The organism is Sorangiineae bacterium MSr12523 (assembly GCA_037157775.1).
Lineage (GTDB): Bacteria > Myxococcota_A > Polyangia > Polyangiales > Polyangiaceae > Pendulispora > Pendulispora brunnea.
Genome location: CP089982.1, coordinates 227,048 through 246,603, shown reverse-complemented (window position 1 = coordinate 246,603; position 19,556 = coordinate 227,048). Strand labels below are relative to the sequence as shown.

Genomic DNA, 19,556 nt, shown 5'->3' with positions numbered 1-19,556 from the left:
AAATACGACATAAGACCGATGTGCGGTTCACAATGCGGCACGTAGCATCATTCCAATTGTTCATGCTTGCTAGAATAGAGAATTCGGCGTTCCCTATCCGAAATGGCCACGACACCTCGCGCATTCTCCGTCTCGCTCTGTGTGCTCGCTGCCGTCGCAGCCACGGCATCGTGCTCTCCGGGCGCCGACACTGACATGAATTCCGAAGCCAATGAGGAGAAAGACTCCGTCGAAGCTTTGGCTGCTGCCATTGGCCTCGACAAGGTGATTCCTTCGCCGGTATCCGTTCAATCGAAATCGGGACAAGATTACACACTAACGCAAAACACCGTGGTGTATGCGGATCCCAATTCGCCCGAGGCAGGGCGCGTTGGGGAATATCTGGCAGGGCTCCTTCGCCCCGCAACGGGATATCCGTTCACGGTGCGCCCGGCCAATGGGACACCGAATTCCGGCATCGCGCTCCTTCTCAGCGGTGCGAACAACAGCGTGGGCGCGTCGGGCTACGAGATCGACGTGACGTCGGCTCGCGTGCTGGTGCGCGCCAAGACGGGCGCGGGGCTGTTTGCCGCCGTGCAAACGCTTCGGCAATTGCTACCGGTGGCTATCGAGAGTTCCACGGTCGAAAATGCATCGTGGAAGATCGCCGGCGGGCACATTCTCGATTATCCGCGGCTCGATTACCGCGGGGGCATGCTCGATGTGGCGCGCCACTTCTTCCCCGTGGCCACGGTGAAGCGGTACATCGATCACCTTGCGCGCTACAAGCTCAACTACTTCCATATCCACCTGGCCGACGACCAGGGCTGGCGCATTCAGATCGATTCGTACCCGCGTCTGGCCACGTACGGCGGCAGCACGCAGGTGGGCGGTGGTCCGGGTGGCTATTACACCAAGGCGGAATACACCGATATCGTGAATTACGCGGCAGCGCGCTATATCACGGTGGTGCCGGAGATCGACATGCCGGGACACACCAACGCGGCATTGGCCTCGGTTCCCGCGCTCAATTGCAACAACCAGGCGCCCCCGCTCTACACGGGCACGGACGTCGGGTTTTCCTCGTTCTGCATGGACGCGGCACACCGCGATATCGTCACGAAATTCGTCGACGACGTGGTGCGGGAGCTGGCCGCGCTCACGCCGGGGCCGTACATCCACCTGGGCGGCGACGAGGCGCAAAGCACGCAGGAAGCCGATTACATCGCCTTCGAGAAGCGGGTATTCCCCATCGTGGCCAAATACGGCAAACGCATGGTGGGCTGGCACGAAATCCTCAAGGCCACGCCCGATACCACCGCTCTCCCGCAATACTGGGGAACGACACCCGACGACGCCAACGTGAAGGCGGCGGCGCAGCGCGGAATGAAGTTCCTGGTTTCGGCGGCCAACAAGACGTACTTGGATATGAAGTACAATCCGAACACGCCGCTCGGCCAAGATTGGGCCGGCCTCATCGAAGTGCGCGACGCCTACGACTGGAACCCGGGCGCCTACCTGACCGGCGTCCCGAGCAGCCAAATCGCCGGCTTCGAGGCCCCGCTCTGGACGGAGACCATCACGAAGCTTTCCGACATCGAATACATGATCTTCCCGCGCCTCCCCGCCCTCGCCGAGCGCGGCTGGTCCCCGGCAAGCCGCACATGGAGCGACTTCCGCACCCGCCTCGCCACCCACGGCCCCCGCTGGAAAAAAGCGAAGATCACGTACTACCCCTCGTCCCAGATCGCTTGGCCCTGAGTACGAGAAGAAGAGAATTCACATGAAGGCGGGAAGGCGGGAAGGTTTTTTTTGTTTTCAGTTGGCGCACGAAGCGGACTGAAAACACCAAAAAAAAAGCTTCGCGCTGCCCGTGCAGGTTTCCTTCCCGCCCTACCCCTTCCCGCCCTTCCCGCCTTCATGTCCAATCCTCTTCGAGCGCTAAACGGGGGGCGTGGGTTCGCCGATGAGGGCGGTGACGCGGATGCGGTGCCAGGAGGTGCGGCGGGTGACGACTCGAAAGCGGTAATGCTCGTCCTCGAGGCCGTCGACCAAGGTGCGAAGTTCCTCCGGGGAATAGGCGCGTAGGCACGACGCAAATCCGTCCCACGTGATCATCGCGGGAAGGAGCGGCAGGCCGTAGGTGAGCGCGAGGCGCGACCAGCTTCGCGGTGAGAGAAACGGCATGACGGCGGCGGCGAAGAGAGGTGCGCCGCCGACGATGGCCACCCCTTGGAGCGAGCGCTCGACCATTTCGAAAGACGCAATGGGCTGCCGTGCGCGAGCTGCGGACGCGAAAATAGCGCGGGCCATGGGCGGCCGGAAGTGATGAAGCGCGTTGAAGAGCGTACGCAGACCCACGAGCTGATCGGGTAGCGCCGTCGCATCGATGGGCTCGCGCAGACCGACCATGCGGCCGCGCCGTTGACGTTCGAGTCGATCGAACGCCGCATCGTTCGGGTACTTGTCCGTGAGCACCACGTCGACGCGTATCCCGTGCCGGCGCTCGAGCGCGTCGACGAGGGCCACCGCGGGACCGCCGCTGCCGGAGCAAAGGTCCACGATGCGCTTGGCCGACGTGCCCGCGAGCACCTCGGCGGCGATGCCTGCGGCGCTGTCGAACAGCTGGAGCCATTCCGAAGATGCGCGCAGTACGTCGGTCAGCGTGTTGCGCCACAAGGCGGGGCACCAGTCGTAATCCTCTATCTCAGGAGCGTGGATACGATTCACGGCTTGCCTCCGTTCGCTTTACGAAATACGAAACATGCGTACCATCCAAGGTGTGGACGAGGACACCTCCGAGAATACCGAGTCACCCCACGACCGCGTCAACCGCGAGCTCACCGAGCTCCTGAGTGAGCTTCGCATCGCGCTACCGGGCGTGCAAATGCTCTTTGCCTTCCTTCTCACGGTTCCGTTTCACGAGACCTTCGCCAAGCTGTCCGACTTCCTCCGCGGCGTCTTTTTCTTCACCTTCGTCATGACCACCGTGGCCGGCATCTTCCTGATTGCCCCCTCGTCCAACCATCGCATCGCCTTTCGCGCGCCGGACAAGGAGCGCTTGCTGCTTCGCGCCAATGGCTTTGCCGTCATCGGCATTGCCTTTCTCGCGTTGGCGATTTGTGGTGCCGTGTTCCTCATCTCGGGCATGCTGGTCGGCGAACGATGGGCGCCGTGGATCACGCTCCTCCCCTTTCTGCTCATCGTCGCCACGTGGTACGTCGTGCCGCTTTGGCGGCGTGCACGTGCGCGTGCGCATCGTCCCTCGTGACGGTCACGTGCCGAGCTGCACCGTCACAGCCATGTCACCTGGGCGCGACCGACTCGATCCTACCGTGTATTCCGTAGTGCCCGTCGAACGCTGCCATTTCTATTCGACGGGGAAGATTTTTCGTTGTGCTACGTTTGTTCCCGTCATGAAGCACTTCGTTCAGGCCCTTGCCGACACGCTGGGTCTGGGAAGCTTGCTCGACGAAGTACGGCATCATTTCGGCGGGTACGAGCTTCTCAATCACTGGAAGCAGGGCGAGTTCCACCACGACGTGGTCGTGCGCGTTCCGTCCACAGCGAACGAACATCTCCGCGGGCTCTTGCCCGGGCCGATTCTCGTCATTGCGACCAATTGCAACGGCGGCGTCAAAGAAGTCCTTTGCTTCGGAGAAGTTCCCGAACGGTGGGCTCTCTGGCATTGGCGCTGCCCGCACATCGGCGACTTCACGGGCGACATTCCGCCCGTCTTGGAACGAGCGATCACGGAACATTGGTTCGACCCGTGCGATCTGCTCTCAGCGGACGCACGCAGCGAGCTGAGGCCCGAACATCGACAGCGGCAGCGTGGGGGTGGCTGGGAGATGGCTCCCTCCGCCTGCGCCGGCGTCAGGAATGGCTCTGCGAACGGAGCGTAGAAATGAAATTGTAGAGGCCCACCGAATCGGCAGTCTGCTATTTCCTGTACATGGATATTCGCACTTACAACCGAGAAGCCTGGGACCGCGCCGTCGCCGAGGGCGATCGCTGGACGATACCCGTGAGCCGCGAGGCGATCGCGCGAGCCCGTGAGGGGGATTGGCACATCATCCTCACACCGCGCAAGCCGGTGCCTCGCTCTTGGTTTCCCGTCGAGCTCGAAGGGCTCGACGTTCTCTGCCTCGCATCGGGCGGCGGGCAGCAGGCCCCCATTCTCGCGGCGGCGGGTGCGACCGTCACCGTGTTCGACAACTCGCCCGCGCAACTCGGGCAAGATCGCCTCGTGGCCGAGCGCGAAGGCCTTTCCATTCGCACCGTCGAGGGCGACATGCGCGATCTCTCCGCGCTGGCCGACGCGAGCTTCGACTTGATCTTCCACCCCGTGTCGAACTGTTTCGTCGAAAACGTGCGCCCCGTCTGGCGGGAATGCGCGCGCGTCTTGCGAGCCGGCGGCACGATGCTCGCCGGATTGGCCAACCCGGTGGGATTCTGCTTCGACGTGGATCAGGAGAAAAAGGGCGAGCTCGTCATCCGCTACGGCATCCCCTACTCGGACAAGACGAGCCTCACCGACCAAGAGCGCCGTCGCTACACCGACAAAGGCGAGGCCCTCCAATTCGGGCACACCCTGGAGGATCAAATCGGCGGCCAAATCGACGCCGGCTTCTCCCTTATCGGCTACTACGACGACCTCGCCAGCGAGGGCGAACTCGTGGCGAAATACATGCCCACCTTCTTCGCCACCCGCGCCCGCAAAAACGCTTAGGCTATTGGCGCGATTCTCGTCAAGGAAGAAGGAAACCGCCAGGACGCCACGAGAGAATCGCCAGGATCGCCAGGGGAACCAACGATAAACCCTCATTCTGGTTTTATTGTTGGTTCATCTGGCAACCCTGGCGTCTTGGCGGTTTCCTTCTTCTCTTCGTGAAAGCTCGCTCGGGGGATTAGAGATACTGATACCCGCGCATGTTGCTGAGCAGTAGATAACAGTCTTGCAAGGAGCCCGAGCTGTCGCCGAGTGAGCGGTAGATACCCCACTTGGGTCGAACGCGATCGCCAAGCCACAGATCGACGCCGGTCTTCTTCGTATCAATCACCGTGGTGCTGCCATCGCGAACGACCCAGCGCACGGAGCCGCTCGACCCATCGCCAATTTTGAACTCCAGGTCCGTGTCGATCCACTTGTTCTGGAGCGGCGCTAAATCGATGGCGCCCACGAGGACGTCGCGTTCGATGACCTTGACCTCGATTTTCGGCGTGCTGCCGTGGCGGCGTAGCGACATCACCAGGATGGGGCTCGTCCCGTTGCCCGGCATTTTCAGCTGCATGATGTGCGAGAAGGAGGTCGTCGCTTTCAGGGAGCTCGGAATGTAGAGCGACCAGGAAAGCTTCCATGTCTCGCCCAAATTCATGTCGATGATGCTGCCGCTCGAGGTGCGCATTCCCTTCACCTCTTGGCGCTGTCGATCCGTGGCGGTATCCCGATCGACCATGTGCATGTTGAAACGGTAATCGTTGCCCGAGACGAAGATGTGCGGCTGGCCAGCGGAATGTGAATTCGCCCTATCGTCCTCGATGCCTTCGAACCCCTTCAGGCCATCTCGGTTTGCCGCTGGGCTCCACTTCAGTTGCCACGATGCCGCCGTTTCTGCCGGCGCGGTGGATTCCAGGTTCTCATCGTCCGCGACGTCGCTTCCGCTGCAGGAAAGCGACATGCATGCCGCGATGACCGCCCCAATGAGCCGCCGCCTTTTCGAGCCGTCGTGCATGGGTTTCTCCGTTCGCTGCGCTTCGATTCGCGAAGTCTAGAGATGAACATACGACAAATGATACCGGTGTCACGACCTAAATCAAATCGATTTACGGCAATCCCCAATAGCGCGTCGCGTTATTACCGGCCGGTTCGATCGTGAGATCAGGCGTCGTTCCGCGTGGGACGATGGCTACATCGGCACCGCGCGCGAGCGAAAGCTCCAAGGTGCCGTCGCCTTGCTGTTTCCACGGAACAGGCTTGCCATCGGGCAACGAGCGCACGTCATGAGGCCCCGCAAGATCGCCCGGGTGCACGCGGCAAGGTTCGCCGGCGAGGCTCTTGATTCGAATGAACTGCGCTTTACCGCCACGCCGCACGGCACTCACCAGGAATGCGCCCTCCGTCCGCACGTCGTGCAACGTCACATTGGACCATGCCGCAGGAACGGCCGGAAAAACCCGCACCGTTCCGCCCCAGCTCTGCACGAGCATATCGTGCATCGTCTGAGCCCCCGAGAGCGGCGTCTCGATGACCGGCCCCGATTCTTTGTACATGGTATTCGGCTGCACGTATTTATCGAGCAAGGTCTCGAGCTGCCCCCGCGCCTTGTCGCCGTTACGAAGAATCGCATACATCGAACCCGAGCCCGTGAACGTGTATCCCTGCAGGGCGCCGGTGTACCCGAGCCAATGATCCATCGACTTGGTCAGCGCATCGCGGTTTGCGGCGCTGTTGGTCACATCCAGCTGGTACAAGGGATAAAACCATAGCAAATGCGAATAATGGCGATGGGACGACGTCAATTGCACGTCGGCACCGATCCAGAAACCGTTGGTGGCATCCTGCGGCGGCGTCACCAGATGATCGCGCACGTCCTGCCACGTGGAAACCAACGGATCGTTCAGTCCGAGTCGTTCGTTCGCCGAAAGCAGCGTGTTGCACGCCCAGTAAATGAGGGCCAAATCGTAATTGCAGTCCGAGGTCGACGCGTACTCCGGCGAAAACGTCTTTGGTAGGTGGTACACGCCCGAGGCATCCTTGGTCAAAAAGTGCAGATAGAAATTCACGGCCCGGCGCAAGAGCGGAAAGACCAATTGGCGCAACACGTTGTCGTCCATATCGTGGCGGTACGTCAGCCACGCGTTGTGCAGAGCCCAAACCAGGTTGCCCACCTCGGGATCGCCGCTGCTGCCTGGCAGGGCCACGGTGGACGTTTCCAGGTTTTCCTGGCTGGTGCGAGCCATGCCCATCGAATCGCCGCGGTACGCCTCGGGGAGGTTGGACACGAGGCTCTCGCGGTACCGATCGAGCGATGCCGTAAGGGAGTCGAGCTCGCGGTGACTGGTCGCATTGATCAACCAATATTCGAGCTGCACGTTGAGGTTCCACCACACGCCGGGCCACGGTGTTTTCTCGAGCCAAGGCCCCGTAGTGCTGAGCACGGGCCGATCGCGGCGGGTGGCACTCGCCATTTTGTAGAGTTGAATCCAGTAGAAGCTTTCGAGCCGTGTGTCGGACATCGAGACGAAGCTCTTGGGATAGAAGTCGTGCCACCACCTACGGTGCTCTGTGCGAATCGTCCCCTCCCCCGCCGCCGAAGCATCGGCCAGCGTCTTCGCGGCCACCGTCCCCGCGTCGTTCGCAGGATACGAATGGGCCACGGTCGCCATCAAGGTGCGCGTTTTCCCATCGGACTCGGTCGTCGTCTGCCACCTCGTGACGGTCTGTCCGCCGCCGACCAGGTTCTGCGTGCACGCACCATCGTTTCCGCTGCTGCTCACCACCGGCGCCGGATTCGTCTGCAATCCATCGGGGGCCGGCTTGAAATCGAGCCGCGGGCTGCGCGCGGCCGCAGGTGAAAACGTCCATGCCACGCGCTCCGAGCCGGACTTCACACGAAGGGATGCGACCAACACGTCCCGTTTTCCATGCACGTAGGCGCGCACGGAAAGCACACCCTTGGTCGTCGTGATCGTGCCGGAGAGCTCGGAGTTCCACAGCGAAAGGCGCAGGTCCACATCCGTGACGTCGCCCGCGGTATCGAGCACGAGCTCCCCGATGGGCAATCGCGCATTGCCAAATAGCGTGCCACCCGTTCCCTGGTGATCGCGCACGCGGTTGTCACCAAGCTTGAACGAAAGCCGTTTCGCCGTTCCGGTCTGGTACACGGAGGCTCCAAGCCCGCCATTTCCGAGAAAGGGCGCTTGGTAAAAGCTGGTTGGCACCGAAGCCCACACCGGGTCGAGCCCACCGAGGTACTCGGACCACGCCGCGTCCGTGTTCATCGTATTTTGGAGCGACCATGCGCTCGGTTTTCCTAATTCGATATCGGTCGAGGTGCTCGATTCCGACGCAGGATCCGACGGGACGTCACACGCAATGACCCAGGTGACGGATGCTGCCAAAAGCCGCCCACACCATCGCTTCATGGAATCCTCCCTTCGAGGGCCGCCCGCCGCTCGATCATGATGCTCGTTCGCTGGGATTAGTAAAGTAGCTTAACGAATGCAAGCGTGCCCGACGTGACGCGGAGCGACGCGACCGCGTCATCTTTCGGGATGCGCCCTTGCAGGACGCACCGTAAGCTCAATCGATGGGCAACCGTGTGCAGGAGCCGCGCGAACACGAACAACGTGAAGAACCTGAAGAACCTGAGTGGGTGACGCTGCGGACCTTCGACGATCAGATTTCCGCAGAGATGATGCTGAACTTCCTGCGCGATCACGACATTACGGTGACGGTGCTTGGAAACAGCGTCGCCACGACGATGCTCAATCGCTTCAATACAGTGCTGGACATCCGGTTGGCAGTGCCCCGGGACGAGCTCGAGCAAGCGCGGGAGGCCCTGCAAGGCTTCGAGCCCGAGGGCGAGTTGGAGCAGCTGCCATTTCGCGGTCCCGCGCCTCGGGCGAAGACAGGTGGCGACGAGGAGGACGACGACACGCCGATTCGCCGGCGGTATCGGCGTGCGGCCTTTGCGCTCGCGTGGCTACTTCCCTTTGGGAGCGGGCACTTTTACGCGCAGCACTCGGCCGCCGGCGTGGTGTTTGCGACGGCCATCGTGGGCAATACCTTGCTCATGATGGCCACCGGCAACTCGAACGTCGGGGCTCTGACCTTGCTGTTCGTTGCGGCGGACGCCATCACCGCGCCGTTCGCAGTGGCGCGCTACAATGCCAACCGCGTGCCGACAGCCTCCGCGCAAATCAAAAGGGCCCTGTTCACGCTGCTGGCGGCGTGGGCGCTCGCCATCATTCACGACCGTTTTTTCGAATCTTATACGTGACCACCGGGCGAAGGGTGGCGAGCACGCGGCAAGCTCCCGCGTCGACGAGATCGGCCACGACGCGGTCGATGCGCTTGTAGGCATCGGGCGCCTCTTCGAAAAGGAGGTCCTTGTCGTCGCACACCACGAAGCCTCCCAGGTCGGTGCGCAGGAGCTCGCCCGCGCGGAAGCGATCGCGCATGCGGGCGCGCGCATCGCTGCGGGTCCACTTGCGGCCCGCGCCGTGCGCGAGCGAGTGGCCCGAGCTGACGCCGTCGCCGGTGGGCTCCACGAGGTACGTCAAGGTGCCGCGCGATCCGGGAATGGCGACGGGCCCTTGGTCATGCGGGGCCGCGCCTTTGCGATGAAGCCACCCGCCGTCGTGCGGGGTGACGGCATTGTGGCAAACATCGAGCACGGGGTGAAGGTCGGCGCCGACGGATTCCGCAAATCGGTGCGCGATGAGGGCGCGGTTGGCACGCCCCCACATGACGGCGCGGTCGTGCGCGCGCAAGTAATCGCGCCCCGCGGTGCTGTCCACCTCGAGTCCCTTGGCGCCGTAAATGGCAACATGGGCGCGCAAAATCGATTCGCCGAGGCCGCGCGAGCCGCTGTGCACGAGCAGAACGAGCGACTTCTTTTCGATGCCCAGGGGGTGGACTGCCGATGGCTCGGCGAGCTCGTGCACCGCTTGGAGCTCGGCAAAGTGATTTCCTCCGCCAATGGTGCCGAGTGCATCGACGAACGAGGGATCGACGACGCCACGATCGCGCAGCCACGCCTCGGCGTCACCTTCCCATGTTCCTTCGAGGCCGCGAAGCCGTTTGGCGAGGCGTTCGGCATTTAGCTTCGAGCCGGGTAGCTCGAGGCGGAAGAGTGCCATGCCGCAGCCGATATCGCTTCCGACCAAGTGCGGATAGACGATCCCATCGACCAAAATGGCCGCCCCGATGGGGTGCCCTTTGCCCGGGTGCAAATCGGGCATGCCCACCGCCCATCGCACGCCGGCGAGTCCACTGGTGGTGCGAAGCTGCCGCTCGGCCTCCCCCTCGATCCAGCTGGAGGGCGAAGCCACGATGTGCGCACGTTCATCGATTCGAATCATGTCGTTTCTTGCGCTTCCGAAGTGGTGCCAATTTGAGGATGCCGCTCCGCGGGCATACGTAAAATTGAAATTGCATACCGAAGCTCGTCAGCGGACAATCGCCCTCGCCGTACTGCGCTGCCCCACACAATGAGGGGCACGCGCACCGTGGTGCAAGAAAGGCCGCCGGCAAAGGTGGTTGCGACATATGTCTTTCGACACGAATGGCACATTGGCGTCGAGAAACGCCCGTTCGCCCCGCTACGAACTCGAGTGAAAGTCCCGGTTCGAGCCATCGCACACATCGCCAACACGCGCTGCATACCGCCATGAACATGAGGCGGACATGGGGTGGCGCGGCTTCCGGCGAGGGGAGCTACCTTAGATCCGTTAATGTAGTCGCAGCCGGCATCCGGCGGACCCTACAAACTCGGTTTTGAAATCACTGGCAGCGCATGGCGAGTCGCGGATACTTAAGGCAGTCGCGAATGAAATGCAAGTAGCCTTCTACGCAATTTCCATTCGGCCCTGGCGCAGGGCGCGGACGACGGCAATCGCTTCTTCACGCGAATCGTAGAGGTGTGAAGGCATGTGCAGCCTCATGCTGCGGAGCCGGGCACCGGTGCGCGCGAGTGGGTCACCCCCGAAGCGGACGATGGTGACCGCGCACTCGTTCAGCACGCGTTTGACCTGCTGCACGTAAAAGTCGTTCAGGTTCAGGTTGAGCGAGAAGTTCGTGTAATCCACCACGAAGTACACCCGCCGGCCCCCGCACTCCGAACGCCACACCTGCAAAGCGCGGTCGAATCCCTTCTCGACCTGGGAGCGCGTTTCCAAGTGAAACCCTTTCGGAAAGCTCACGAAAAGGATCTCTTCCTCCGGATCGTAAAGGTGGTGGCCGCGAAGTGACACCGCATCCTCGGAAGCATCGGCCGCTGCCCGAAGACGCTTGAACGTCGTTTTTGGATCCTTCTCCACGTCCCACCCCTATCCAACACACCAAGCGATGTAAGGATCGTCCCTCCGCACCAGACGTGCGTCAACCTGATCCCGCACGAAGAAAACGCTGAAAGGCACCTATCGCGCGTTCGAGCTGGTCATCGTCGATACCATGGTGAAGGACCGCGCGCAGCCGAGCCGCAGTGGCCCCTACGAGGATTCCTTCCTGACGCAGACCTGCCACAAGACGTTCGATGCGTCCGTCCGCACGTTTCGACGTGAGGACAACGATGTTGGAGCGCGGTGCTACCACGCTGATTTCCGGTGCATTGACCGCGGTAATCCCGTCGGCCAACCGGCGCGCGCGGGCGTGATCCTCGGCCAGGCGTTCCACCATCGTATCGAGCGCAACCTGGCAGGCTGCCGCGATGACGCCCGCCTGCCTCATCCCACCGCCAATCATTTTGCGAATGCGCCGGGCGCGATGGATGAAATCGGCCGGCCCCACGAGCATCGAACCGACAGGAGCCGCAAGCCCTTTGGAAAAGCACACCTGCACGCTATCCACTGATTCCACCAGTGAGCGAGCACTGACGCCCAGGGCTATCGCCGCATTGAAGAGGCGCGCGCCATCGATGTGGACGGGAATGGATCGCGCATGCGCGAGATCCGCAAACCGAGCGATGGCCGCCGCGTCGAGCACGGCACCGCCGCATCGATTCTGTGTGTTCTCGAGGGTGAGCAACCCCGCCGGCGCAATGTGAGGATCGTCCGGGCTCTCGAGCGCCGTCGTGAGTTCGTCGATGTCGAGTCCGCCGTCGTCCGTGTTTTGAATCGGGTGGAGTACCAGCCCGCCCAACACGGAGGCCCCTCCCGCCTCGGAGCGGTACACGTGGCTTTCGTTCCCCGCGATGACGCGCGCGCCGCGGACACCATGCGTGAGGATGGCGCACAGGTTCCCCATGGTGCCGGTCGTGACGAAAAGCCCCGCCTCTTTGCCAAGGAGCTCCGCCGTGTGCCGTTCGAGCCGATTGACGGTGGGATCTTCGCCGTACACGTCGTCGCCCAGTTCGGCGCGCAGCATGGCCTCTTTCATGGCCTGTGTGGGAAGGGTCACCGTATCGCTTCGCAGGTCGATCATCGCGTTCTCCTCGCACCCAATGGGTAGCATCTTCGCACAGCAGCGCTTGCGATTTGTTTTCGCGGCTCGCGTGCGTGAAACTCACAGCATGAACGCTCTTCCGTCGCTACACGCGTTGCACTGTTTCGACGTGGCATCGCGCTCGACGAGTTTCACCGAGGCCGCGCGCACCTTGCATCTTACCCACGGCGCCATCAGCCGGCAGATTCGGGCTTTGGAAACGGCGCTGGGCGTCCGCCTCTTCGTCCGCGGCGGGCGACAGGTGTCGTTGACTGCGGAGGGGACCGCGCTCAAGCAGATCACCGAGCGCGCCTTCGGCATTTTGCACGAGGGTATCGCCGAGATGCAGCGCCGGCACGAGCGCCCGCTGGTTCTCTCGTGCGAGCCGACCCTCGCGCTTCAATGGCTCATTCCGCGACTTTCGGGCCTTTACGAGGCGCACCCGGACCTCGTCGTCCACATCGAATCGAGCGGCGGACCCATCGATTTCGCGCGCGCAGGCGTCGACTTGGCCATCCGGCGCCAAGATTTTCCCATCGCGCCGGGCATTGCGTGTGAGCCACTGATGGACGAGTGGCTCGGTCCCGTATGCAGCCCGGGGTATGCAAAAAGTCTCCGAGGCAAGCACGCCTTGGGGGCCGTCACGTTGCTGCACACCCGCACGCGCCCCCACGCCTTCCGCGATTGGTCGAAAGCCACCTCGCACCGGCTGCGCGCGAAGCGCCAACTCACCTTCGACCATTTTTCCCTCAGCCTTCAATCGGCCATCGCCGGCCTAGGCCTCGCCATCGGGCCCTTTCCCCTCGTCGCCGATGCGCTGAAAACGAACCAACTCGTGGCCCCCTTCGGGTTCGTGCGCGGCGATGTCGGGTATGTCGTTCTCTCGCCCGCGCACCACGAAACCGATCTGCGGCTCCAGGTCCTAGGAGGCTGGCTGCGTTCGCAGGCCGGGGAGCTACAACCAAGCGGCGTAGGCAAGGTCCGTCGCCGCTGAGCAGAGAACACGAAGTTCTCACCCGATTTGCCATTTATCCAACCTCGACGGTCGTCTCGAATTGTGCACAGATTCGGACCTAGGAGGCTTTGGAACGAGTGACTGGCGCAAAAAGCGACGGCATGGCTCGCATTCGAACCGCGATTCAACGCGTATCGCGCTGGATGAATACGCACGGGGCGCCGTTGCTGGTGGAGAATCTGGCCCCGGGTGCGACCGCCGAGCGTCTCGCGCAAGCCGAAACGGAGTTCGGCGTTGCCTTGCCTGCCGACCTGCGCGCGCTTTGGTCTCTGCACGACGGACAACGCGAACAGCACGCGAATGGCTTCATCGAAATCTACAATTTGCTCTCGGTGGAATGGGCACTCGTCCAACGCGAGACTGTCCTCGCGGGCATCGAATTTGCGCGCGAGTCTCCGGATTGGTGGAAAGAATCCGGCGGCACGGAGGAGGAGCTCCTCTCGGATCATTGGCTGCCCTTTGCGGCGCAAGATTCCGACTCGCTCGTGGTGCACGGACTGACAGGCCGTGTGTTCCAATGCGACCATGACGACTCGCCCAAGCTTCTCGCGCCCTCACTTGGCCAGTGGTTCGAACGATTCGCGGCCCAGGTGGAGGCCGATGACTACGCCGTCGAAGAGGGCTTTGGCGATTATTATCTGGAGCGCCGCGATCGTGAGGCGGAGCATCGAGCCGAACTCCGGCAGCAGCAGGAAGCGGCGCACCAGCGAATGCGGCGAGAGGTCCCCATCCTCGACCAGTTTCGCGTGGCCATCTCGAACAAGGACGCGGAGCGCTGCATCGAAGTTTTGCAAGACGCGGGCGACGACTTCAATGGCGCGGTGGAGCTTCTTTTCAAGGACGATCTCGAGACGACGTTCGTGGCGAGCGCGCTGCGCCCCTTTTTGAATGCGGTGACCACGCTCACCCCGGATCAATGGGTCGATGTCGCCGTCGGGGGAGCGCTCCTCGGCAACCACGCGATTCGCGATATTGCCGCATCCCACGCAACCGAACTTTCCGCCTCCCGCTTGAAGCAGCTCGAGAAGGCGATGGCAGCGGCGTCGTCCCCGCTGGAGCACGACGCGATGGAAAGCGTGCTCCAAAAATTGCGCGCCATGCAACCCGCCGATCCCCCTCCCAACGAGGGACAGGGCAACTGGCTATCGCGACTGTTCAAAAAGCGGCCGCCGAAAGCGTGAACGGGCGGGTACGATACAATCGAATAAATGCGTCTCCATCTGTATCGCCTCCATACCGAAACGCGGCGAGCGATCTCATTTGCTAGCTTCCAACGCCCGATCGCTCGCTCTTCCCTTCCGAGGCAGCCACGATTGCTTCCGCAGCGGCCGGCGCGAGCCCGCATAGGAGAATACCGCCGTTGTCCGGCATGACCCAGCACGCGATGATGCGCTTTGGGATTCTCACCGCAACGATGCCGGCAGCTGCCGCAAGGATCAAGGCAAACCCAGGCCAGACGGCACCGATGGACAGTGCCATCGCGCCAAGCAGAATGCCGATCAGTCCTATGTTGCGGCCAACGATACCGTTGCGCCACCGCGCATCGCATGATGCGCACAAAGGCAGATTGAGCCCGAAACGAGTCCGAACGTGGGCTCCGACGGCCATGAGAGCAATCCCGCCGACCAACACCGGCCGCACGTACCAGATAAAAGGGGCGGCCGCGGCGAGGGCGACGAGGAGGCCCAAAAAGGCAAGGTCGACAGGGCGCGCCCGTCGTCGTGTCGCCGGCCCGTTCGTGGTTCCATTGAGGGGTACATATCGGCGCTGCACGGTCACCCCAGTCGTGGCTCCGCATTTGACGCAAACGCACGGCAGCGCATCCATCGATGGTCCCATCACGGCCCGTGCGCCGCTGTAGCCTTGCATGGATTTTTCAGCGGCGTGCGGTGTTGGCAGGTGGGCGGAGGGCGGCGCGTACGGATTCATCCATCCTTCTACCGTCGACACGGCTTCGTTCTCCCCACCGGATCGTGCGATGGCACACCGCACACATGGGTCTTTCCCAATCACTCTTGACCAATTCGTCGCGCAGGCTCATATTGCCCCGACCATGCGCCGTTTCGACCTTCTCGACTCGTCATCTTCATCACGTTTGGACTCATCCGAGTCACAGGCGGATGGGTGCGTTCGAGAGGGACACACGGAATAGGGCAAAACGAAGCGAGTAGGAAGCTCGCAGCCCTGAACGAGACCCCCTCCGGCACCCCGCCCGAGGGGGTTTTCGCGTTTGTGCGCTTTTCAACTTGGGTCATGCCCGGCCCAACACCAACAGGAGAAGACCAATGGGCAAGATGCATCTCAATGTCGGTACCATCGGACACGTTGACCACGGGAAAACCACGCTGACGAGCGCGATCACCAAGGTGATGGCCGCTCTGCACGGCGGGCGTGCGCGCTCGCTCGAGCAGATCGACAGCGCGCCGGAAGAGCGGATGCGCGGCATCACCATCAACCTCGCGCACGTGGAGTACGAGTCGATGACGCGCCACTATGCGCACATCGACTGCCCGGGTCACGCCGATTACGTGAAAAACATGATCACCGGTGCGTCGCAGATGGATGGCGCGATCGTGCTCGTCGACGGCTCGCAAGGGGCGCAAGAGCAGACGCGCGAGCACGTTTTGCTGGCGAGGCAGGTGGGCGTGAAGCACGTCGTCGTGTTCGTGAACAAGACCGATATCGCGGATCCCGAGCTGCTCGAGCTCGTCGTCCTCGAGGTGCAAGATCTCCTCGCGGCACACGGGTACGAGGGCTCGCCGATCATCAAAGGCTCCGCGCTCCAGGCCATTCAGGCCGTGGACGAGGGCCAGCACGACGATGCACGCACCGCGGCCATCCGCGAGCTCGTGCATGCCATGGACACACATTTTCCCGACCCGCAGCGCGATTTCGCGGCGCCGTTTCTCTTGCCCATCGAGGACGTATTCACCATCGAAGGGCGCGGCACCGTCGTCACCGGGCGTGTCGATCGCGGTATTCTCCCCGTCGGCGCGACCGTCGAAATCATTGGCCTCACCGACGAGGGCAAACCCCGCGTCGTGGTGGTCACCGGCATCCAGTCGTTCCACAAGGACCGGCCGGAGGCCCGCGCGGGCGAAAACGTCGGGCTGCTCCTCCGGGGCGTCAAGCGCGACGAGGTCGTCCGCGGCCAAGTCGTGTCCATTCCCGGCTCCATCCGGCCTCATATCGAGGGTGAGGCGGAGCTGTACATTCTTACTGCGAAGGAGGGCGGCCGGCACACCCCGTTCGGTACGGGCTATATGCCGCAGTTCTTCTTCGGTACCACCGACGTCACCGGCATGATCGACGTGCCCGGCGACATCGCGCAGCCCGGCGACCATACGCGGGTGAGCTTTCGCCTGCAGCATGCCATCGCCGTCGAACCGGGCATGCGGTTTTCGCTCCGCGAGGGGAAGAAGACCGTGGGCGCCGGTGTCGTCCTCACCGTGCGGTGAGACGCTGCTGAAAGGCCGAAAACTCGATGCCGAAGCGCGCCAGGTATTTCCGTAAACGATCCGAATCGTTCACGCTGGTGCGCTCGGCACGCGAGTGGGCGAAAAGCTCGCGGCCCGCCTCCGACAGCGAGCGAGTCCCCGCGCACACGGCAAGCACGTCCTCGAGCTGCACGCGATCGAACCGATCCAGATGCGCCGCCCGTTCGGCACCGAGGGCGCGCGCGATCAGCTCCTTTTCATCGCCGGCGCCGTTGCCCGGGCTGGCTCCGTCCGAGCCGCCTGCCCGCAGCCGCTCGATCTCGTCGGCCACCACGCGCTCGGTGATGCGGCCGCCATCGGCCAACGTGGCCATGCGCGTGACCGCTGCATCGAAGTCGCGAAAATTGCCCGGCCACGTCCATTTCGAAGCAAACCGCAAAAAGCGCTCACGCGCCTCCTTGCTCATGGTGATGTTCACGCGAAGGCTCGCGGAAATTTGCTCGAGCTCGAAATCGAGATTCGGCGGAATGTCCTCGGTCCGCTCGTGCAGGGCCGGGAGACGGAAGGTCCACAAATTGATGCGTGCGAAAAGATCGTCGCGAAATTGGCCTCCCGCAATGCGCGCGCGCAAATCGCGATTGGTCCCCGTGATGAGCTGAAAATCGCTGGTGACCTCCCGATCCGAGCCCATGGGATAGAACACCTTTTCCTCGATGGCGCGGAGAAGCATCGCCTGCTCGTCGGCACCGAGCTCGCCCACCTCGTCCAAAAAGAGAACACCTTGATGCGCCTTGCGCAGCAAACCGGGGCGGTTGGCGACGGCGCCGGTAAACGCCCCTTTGACGTGGCCGAACAGAGCGCTCATGGCCGCATCCCCGCGCAAGGTTGCGCAGTTGACCTCGGCGAACTCGCCGGTCACCTGCCTTCGTGCCTTTTTCAGCTCGAAGATGCGCCGTGCGAGCTTGCTCTTGCCCGCCCCCGTCGGCCCCGTAAGCAAAATGGGCGCGCGCGAACCGATGGCCACCTGCTCGATGCGCTCGATCAATTCGTTGAAAGCGCGGTTGCGCGTGTCGATTCCCGATTTGAGAAACGACTGCCCCGACGCTTTTTCTTTCTGAAAGCGCGACCCGAGCCGGTCGTACTTGGACAAATCGAGATCGATGATCGCGTACGTGCCGGGGCTCGCGTCCTTGCCGTCCTTTCGCTTCCCGGGCGACGTTTGGAGGAGTCGCGCCGGGAAATAGCGCGACTCCGTCAAAAGAAAGAGACATATCTGCGCGACGTGCGTGCCCGTGGTGATGTGGACCAGGTAATCTTCCTTGTCCGTGTCGAAGGGGTACGCCCGTGCAAAGTCGTGCAAGGTACCGTAGACGCGCTCGAAGTCCCACGCATCCTCGAAGTTCACGATGTGCCCGACCACCTTCGTCTCTGGCGAAGCATGGCGAATATCCGTGATCACCGTGTCCGAGAGATCGTAACTCTCCTTGCCGTACAGGAGCTCGAGCCGATCGATGAGCAGGTCCTCGTGCTGGGTAAGGGCCACCGTCGGGCGCCAGCGATCCCAGCGGCCATTTCCGCGGCCGCGGTCGAGCGTGCTGCCCAAAAGGGTGATGACGACGAGCTTTTTCCGGTCCATGGCCTTCCTATCCGAACGTATCATCTTTATTCAAAGAGATAACCAGGCGGAACGGATTTTCGGCCGTTTCGCAGGCGGCACCAATCGTGCTTATTCATGAAGCATGACGACCAACGCCAACGAGAAGGGACACGTAACCTTGGAAACGAACGGCACGCCGATCAAGGCGTGGACCGTCGGGGTTCCTTTCGAGGCGGAGGCGGAAGCCCAGCTTCGGCGCGTGGCGGAGCTTCCCTTCATCCACAAGTGGGTCGCCGTCATGCCGGACGTGCACGCGGGGATCGGCGCGACGGTTGGAAGCGTGATTGCGACCAAAGGCGCGATCATTCCGGCGGCGGTGGGTGTGGACATCGGCTGTGGAATGATGGCGACGCGCACGACATTGCGCGCGTCCGACCTGCCCGACAATTTGCGCGAGCTGCGCACGGCCATCGAAGCGGCGGTTCCGCATGGGCGCACGAACAACGGAGGCCCCGGCGACCGCGGTGCATGGGGACACCTGCCCGCGGACGTGACCGAAGCATGGGGCGCGCTCGACGAGGGCTACAAGTGGCTCACGGACAAGTACCCCAAGCTGGATCGCGGCGCGTCGGCGAACCATCTTGGAACGCTGGGTACGGGAAACCATTTCATCGAGGTGTGCCTGGACGAGGCCGACCACGTCTGGTTCATGCTGCACTCCGGCTCGCGCGGTGTGGGAAACCGCATCGGAAGCTTCTTCATCGAGCTGGCGAAGAAGGATATGCGCACCTGGCTGGTGAATCTGCCGGACGAAAACCTGGCCTACCTGCCCGAGGGTACGGAGCACTATGGCGATTATTGGAAGGCGGTGAGCTGGGCGCAGAAATTCGCGGCCACGAACCGTGAGCTGATGATGAAGGCCGTGGTGCGCGCTGCGCGTGGGAGCAACCTGCCGCCCTTCGAGCTCACCGACGTGGCGGTGAATTGCCACCACAATTACGTGGCACGCGAACACCATTACGGTGCCGACGTGCTGGTGACCCGCAAGGGCGCGGTGCGCGCGGCGGAGGGCGATCTGGGCATCATCCCGGGAAGCATGGGGGCGCGCTCGTTCATCGTGCGCGGAAAAGGAAACCGCGAGAGCTTTCACTCGTGCAGCCACGGTGCGGGCCGCAAAATGTCGCGCACGGCCGCGAAAAAGGCCTTCACCGTGAAAGACCACGAGGAGGCGACCAAGGGCATCGAATGCCGCAAAGACGCGGACGTCATCGACGAGACGCCCGCCGCTTACAAATCGATCGACGACGTGATGCACGCACAGCGCGAGCTCGTCGACATCGTGCATACGCTTCGACAAGTCGTATGCGTCAAGGGATAGAG

At 62.7% G+C, this 19,556-nt stretch carries 17 protein-coding genes; 9 read left to right on the top strand and 8 right to left on the bottom strand.

The features are described 5' to 3' along the window. Positions 1-102 precede the first annotated feature (102 nt). Positions 103-1,740 carry a beta-N-acetylhexosaminidase gene (locus tag LZC95_01035; GenBank protein ID WXA95425.1) on the top strand — a complete coding sequence of 546 codons (1,638 nt, stop codon included), beginning with the start codon at positions 103-105 and terminating at the stop codon, positions 1,738-1,740. A 180-nt stretch (positions 1,741-1,920) separates the two neighbouring features. Here LZC95_01035 and LZC95_01030 read toward each other — a convergent pair whose 3' ends face one another. Beyond that, positions 1,921-2,709 (bottom strand): hypothetical protein, encoded by a 789-nt coding sequence (locus LZC95_01030; protein WXA95424.1) that lies wholly within the window; start codon positions 2,707-2,709, stop codon positions 1,921-1,923. A gap of 34 nt (positions 2,710-2,743) precedes the next feature. On the opposite strand from LZC95_01030, the gene LZC95_01025 reads away from it, so the two are divergent. The 3 genes from LZC95_01025 (at position 2,744) to LZC95_01015 (ending at position 4,711) form a co-directional block, all read left to right on the top strand. Further along, a complete protein-coding gene (locus LZC95_01025; GenBank protein ID WXA95423.1) occupies positions 2,744-3,250 on the top strand; it encodes a DUF6328 family protein in 507 nt (168 codons plus the stop codon). A gap of 145 nt (positions 3,251-3,395) precedes the next feature. Further along, positions 3,396-3,884, top strand: a complete 489-nt coding sequence (locus tag LZC95_01020; GenBank protein WXA95422.1) for a hypothetical protein — start codon at positions 3,396-3,398, stop codon at positions 3,882-3,884. Positions 3,885-3,934: 50 nt separating this feature from the next. Beyond that, positions 3,935-4,711 (top strand): class I SAM-dependent methyltransferase, encoded by a 777-nt coding sequence (locus LZC95_01015; protein WXA95421.1) that lies wholly within the window; start codon positions 3,935-3,937, stop codon positions 4,709-4,711. 178 nt (positions 4,712-4,889) lie between these two features. Here LZC95_01015 and LZC95_01010 read toward each other — a convergent pair whose 3' ends face one another. Together LZC95_01010 and LZC95_01005 are read right to left on the bottom strand one after the other, a co-directional pair. Continuing rightward, complete coding sequence (locus LZC95_01010) at positions 4,890-5,714, bottom strand: polysaccharide lyase (protein WXA95420.1); 825 nt, start codon at positions 5,712-5,714, stop codon at positions 4,890-4,892. Between the two features lie 91 nt (positions 5,715-5,805). Further along, positions 5,806-8,127 (bottom strand): hypothetical protein, encoded by a 2,322-nt coding sequence (locus LZC95_01005; protein WXA95419.1) that lies wholly within the window; start codon positions 8,125-8,127, stop codon positions 5,806-5,808. Between the two features lie 230 nt (positions 8,128-8,357). Between LZC95_01005 and LZC95_01000 the strand changes: the two genes are divergently transcribed. Then, complete coding sequence (locus LZC95_01000; protein WXA95418.1) at positions 8,358-8,984, top strand: DUF2007 domain-containing protein; 627 nt, start codon at positions 8,358-8,360, stop codon at positions 8,982-8,984. Here the strand turns inward: LZC95_01000 and LZC95_00995 are convergent. From LZC95_00995 to ltaE, 3 genes are all read right to left on the bottom strand, one after another. Beyond that, positions 8,950-10,068 carry an RNA ligase RtcB family protein gene (locus LZC95_00995; protein WXA95417.1) on the bottom strand — a complete coding sequence of 373 codons (1,119 nt, stop codon included), beginning with the start codon at positions 10,066-10,068 and terminating at the stop codon, positions 8,950-8,952. The genes LZC95_01000 and LZC95_00995 overlap by 35 nt on opposite strands. 486 nt (positions 10,069-10,554) lie before the next feature. Beyond that, complete coding sequence (locus tag LZC95_00990; GenBank protein ID WXA95416.1) at positions 10,555-11,025, bottom strand: hypothetical protein; 471 nt, start codon at positions 11,023-11,025, stop codon at positions 10,555-10,557. Positions 11,026-11,086: 61 nt separating this feature from the next. Beyond that, positions 11,087-12,127: a low-specificity L-threonine aldolase gene (gene ltaE, locus LZC95_00985; GenBank protein WXA95415.1), complete on the bottom strand. Its 1,041-nt coding sequence runs from the start codon at positions 12,125-12,127 to the stop codon at positions 11,087-11,089. Positions 12,128-12,215: 88 nt separating this feature from the next. On the opposite strand from ltaE, the gene LZC95_00980 reads away from it, so the two are divergent. Further along, entirely contained in the window at positions 12,216-13,121 is a 906-nt protein-coding gene (locus LZC95_00980) for a LysR substrate-binding domain-containing protein (protein WXA95414.1), read from the top strand. Between the two features lie 122 nt (positions 13,122-13,243). Continuing rightward, entirely contained in the window at positions 13,244-14,323 is a 1,080-nt protein-coding gene (locus LZC95_00975) for an SMI1/KNR4 family protein (protein ID WXA95413.1), read from the top strand. A gap of 82 nt (positions 14,324-14,405) precedes the next feature. On the opposite strand, the gene LZC95_00970 is transcribed toward LZC95_00975, so the two are convergent. Next, the gene (locus LZC95_00970; protein ID WXA95412.1) at positions 14,406-15,092 is read right to left on the bottom strand and encodes a hypothetical protein; all 687 of its coding nucleotides are present in this window, start codon (positions 15,090-15,092) and stop codon (positions 14,406-14,408) included. Between the two features lie 335 nt (positions 15,093-15,427). Between LZC95_00970 and tuf the strand changes: the two genes are divergently transcribed. Next, positions 15,428-16,600 carry an elongation factor Tu gene (gene tuf / locus LZC95_00965; protein WXA95411.1) on the top strand — a complete coding sequence of 391 codons (1,173 nt, stop codon included), beginning with the start codon at positions 15,428-15,430 and terminating at the stop codon, positions 16,598-16,600. On the opposite strand, the gene rtcR is transcribed toward tuf, so the two are convergent. Next, on the bottom strand, positions 16,587-18,215 hold the full coding sequence (gene rtcR, locus LZC95_00960; GenBank protein ID WXA95410.1) for an RNA repair transcriptional activator RtcR: 1,629 nt from the start codon (positions 18,213-18,215) through the stop codon (positions 16,587-16,589). The two genes, tuf and rtcR, sit on opposite strands and share 14 nt — an antisense overlap. Before the next feature lie 103 nt (positions 18,216-18,318). Between rtcR and LZC95_00955 the strand changes: the two genes are divergently transcribed. Beyond that, positions 18,319-19,554 carry an RtcB family protein gene (locus tag LZC95_00955; protein ID WXA95409.1) on the top strand — a complete coding sequence of 412 codons (1,236 nt, stop codon included), beginning with the start codon at positions 18,319-18,321 and terminating at the stop codon, positions 19,552-19,554. The last annotated feature ends 2 nt before the right edge of the window (positions 19,555-19,556 follow it).

Coding starts and splice junctions, on each gene's coding strand:
- LZC95_01035 (WXA95425.1), top strand. CDS start 103: ATGGCCACGACACCTCGCGCATTCTCCGTCTCGCTCTGTGTGCTCGCT.
- LZC95_01025 (WXA95423.1), top strand. CDS start 2,744: ATGCGTACCATCCAAGGTGTGGACGAGGACACCTCCGAGAATACCGAG.
- LZC95_01020 (WXA95422.1), top strand. CDS start 3,396: ATGAAGCACTTCGTTCAGGCCCTTGCCGACACGCTGGGTCTGGGAAGC.
- LZC95_01015 (WXA95421.1), top strand. CDS start 3,935: ATGGATATTCGCACTTACAACCGAGAAGCCTGGGACCGCGCCGTCGCC.
- LZC95_01010 (WXA95420.1), bottom strand. CDS start 5,714: ATGCACGACGGCTCGAAAAGGCGGCGGCTCATTGGGGCGGTCATCGCG.
- LZC95_01005 (WXA95419.1), bottom strand. CDS start 8,127: ATGAAGCGATGGTGTGGGCGGCTTTTGGCAGCATCCGTCACCTGGGTC.
- LZC95_00995 (WXA95417.1), bottom strand. CDS start 10,068: ATGATTCGAATCGATGAACGTGCGCACATCGTGGCTTCGCCCTCCAGC.
- ltaE (WXA95415.1), bottom strand. CDS start 12,127: ATGATCGACCTGCGAAGCGATACGGTGACCCTTCCCACACAGGCCATG.
- LZC95_00980 (WXA95414.1), top strand. CDS start 12,216: ATGAACGCTCTTCCGTCGCTACACGCGTTGCACTGTTTCGACGTGGCA.
- LZC95_00975 (WXA95413.1), top strand. CDS start 13,244: ATGGCTCGCATTCGAACCGCGATTCAACGCGTATCGCGCTGGATGAAT.
- tuf (WXA95411.1), top strand. CDS start 15,428: ATGGGCAAGATGCATCTCAATGTCGGTACCATCGGACACGTTGACCAC.
- rtcR (WXA95410.1), bottom strand. CDS start 18,215: ATGGACCGGAAAAAGCTCGTCGTCATCACCCTTTTGGGCAGCACGCTC.
- LZC95_00955 (WXA95409.1), top strand. CDS start 18,319: ATGACGACCAACGCCAACGAGAAGGGACACGTAACCTTGGAAACGAAC.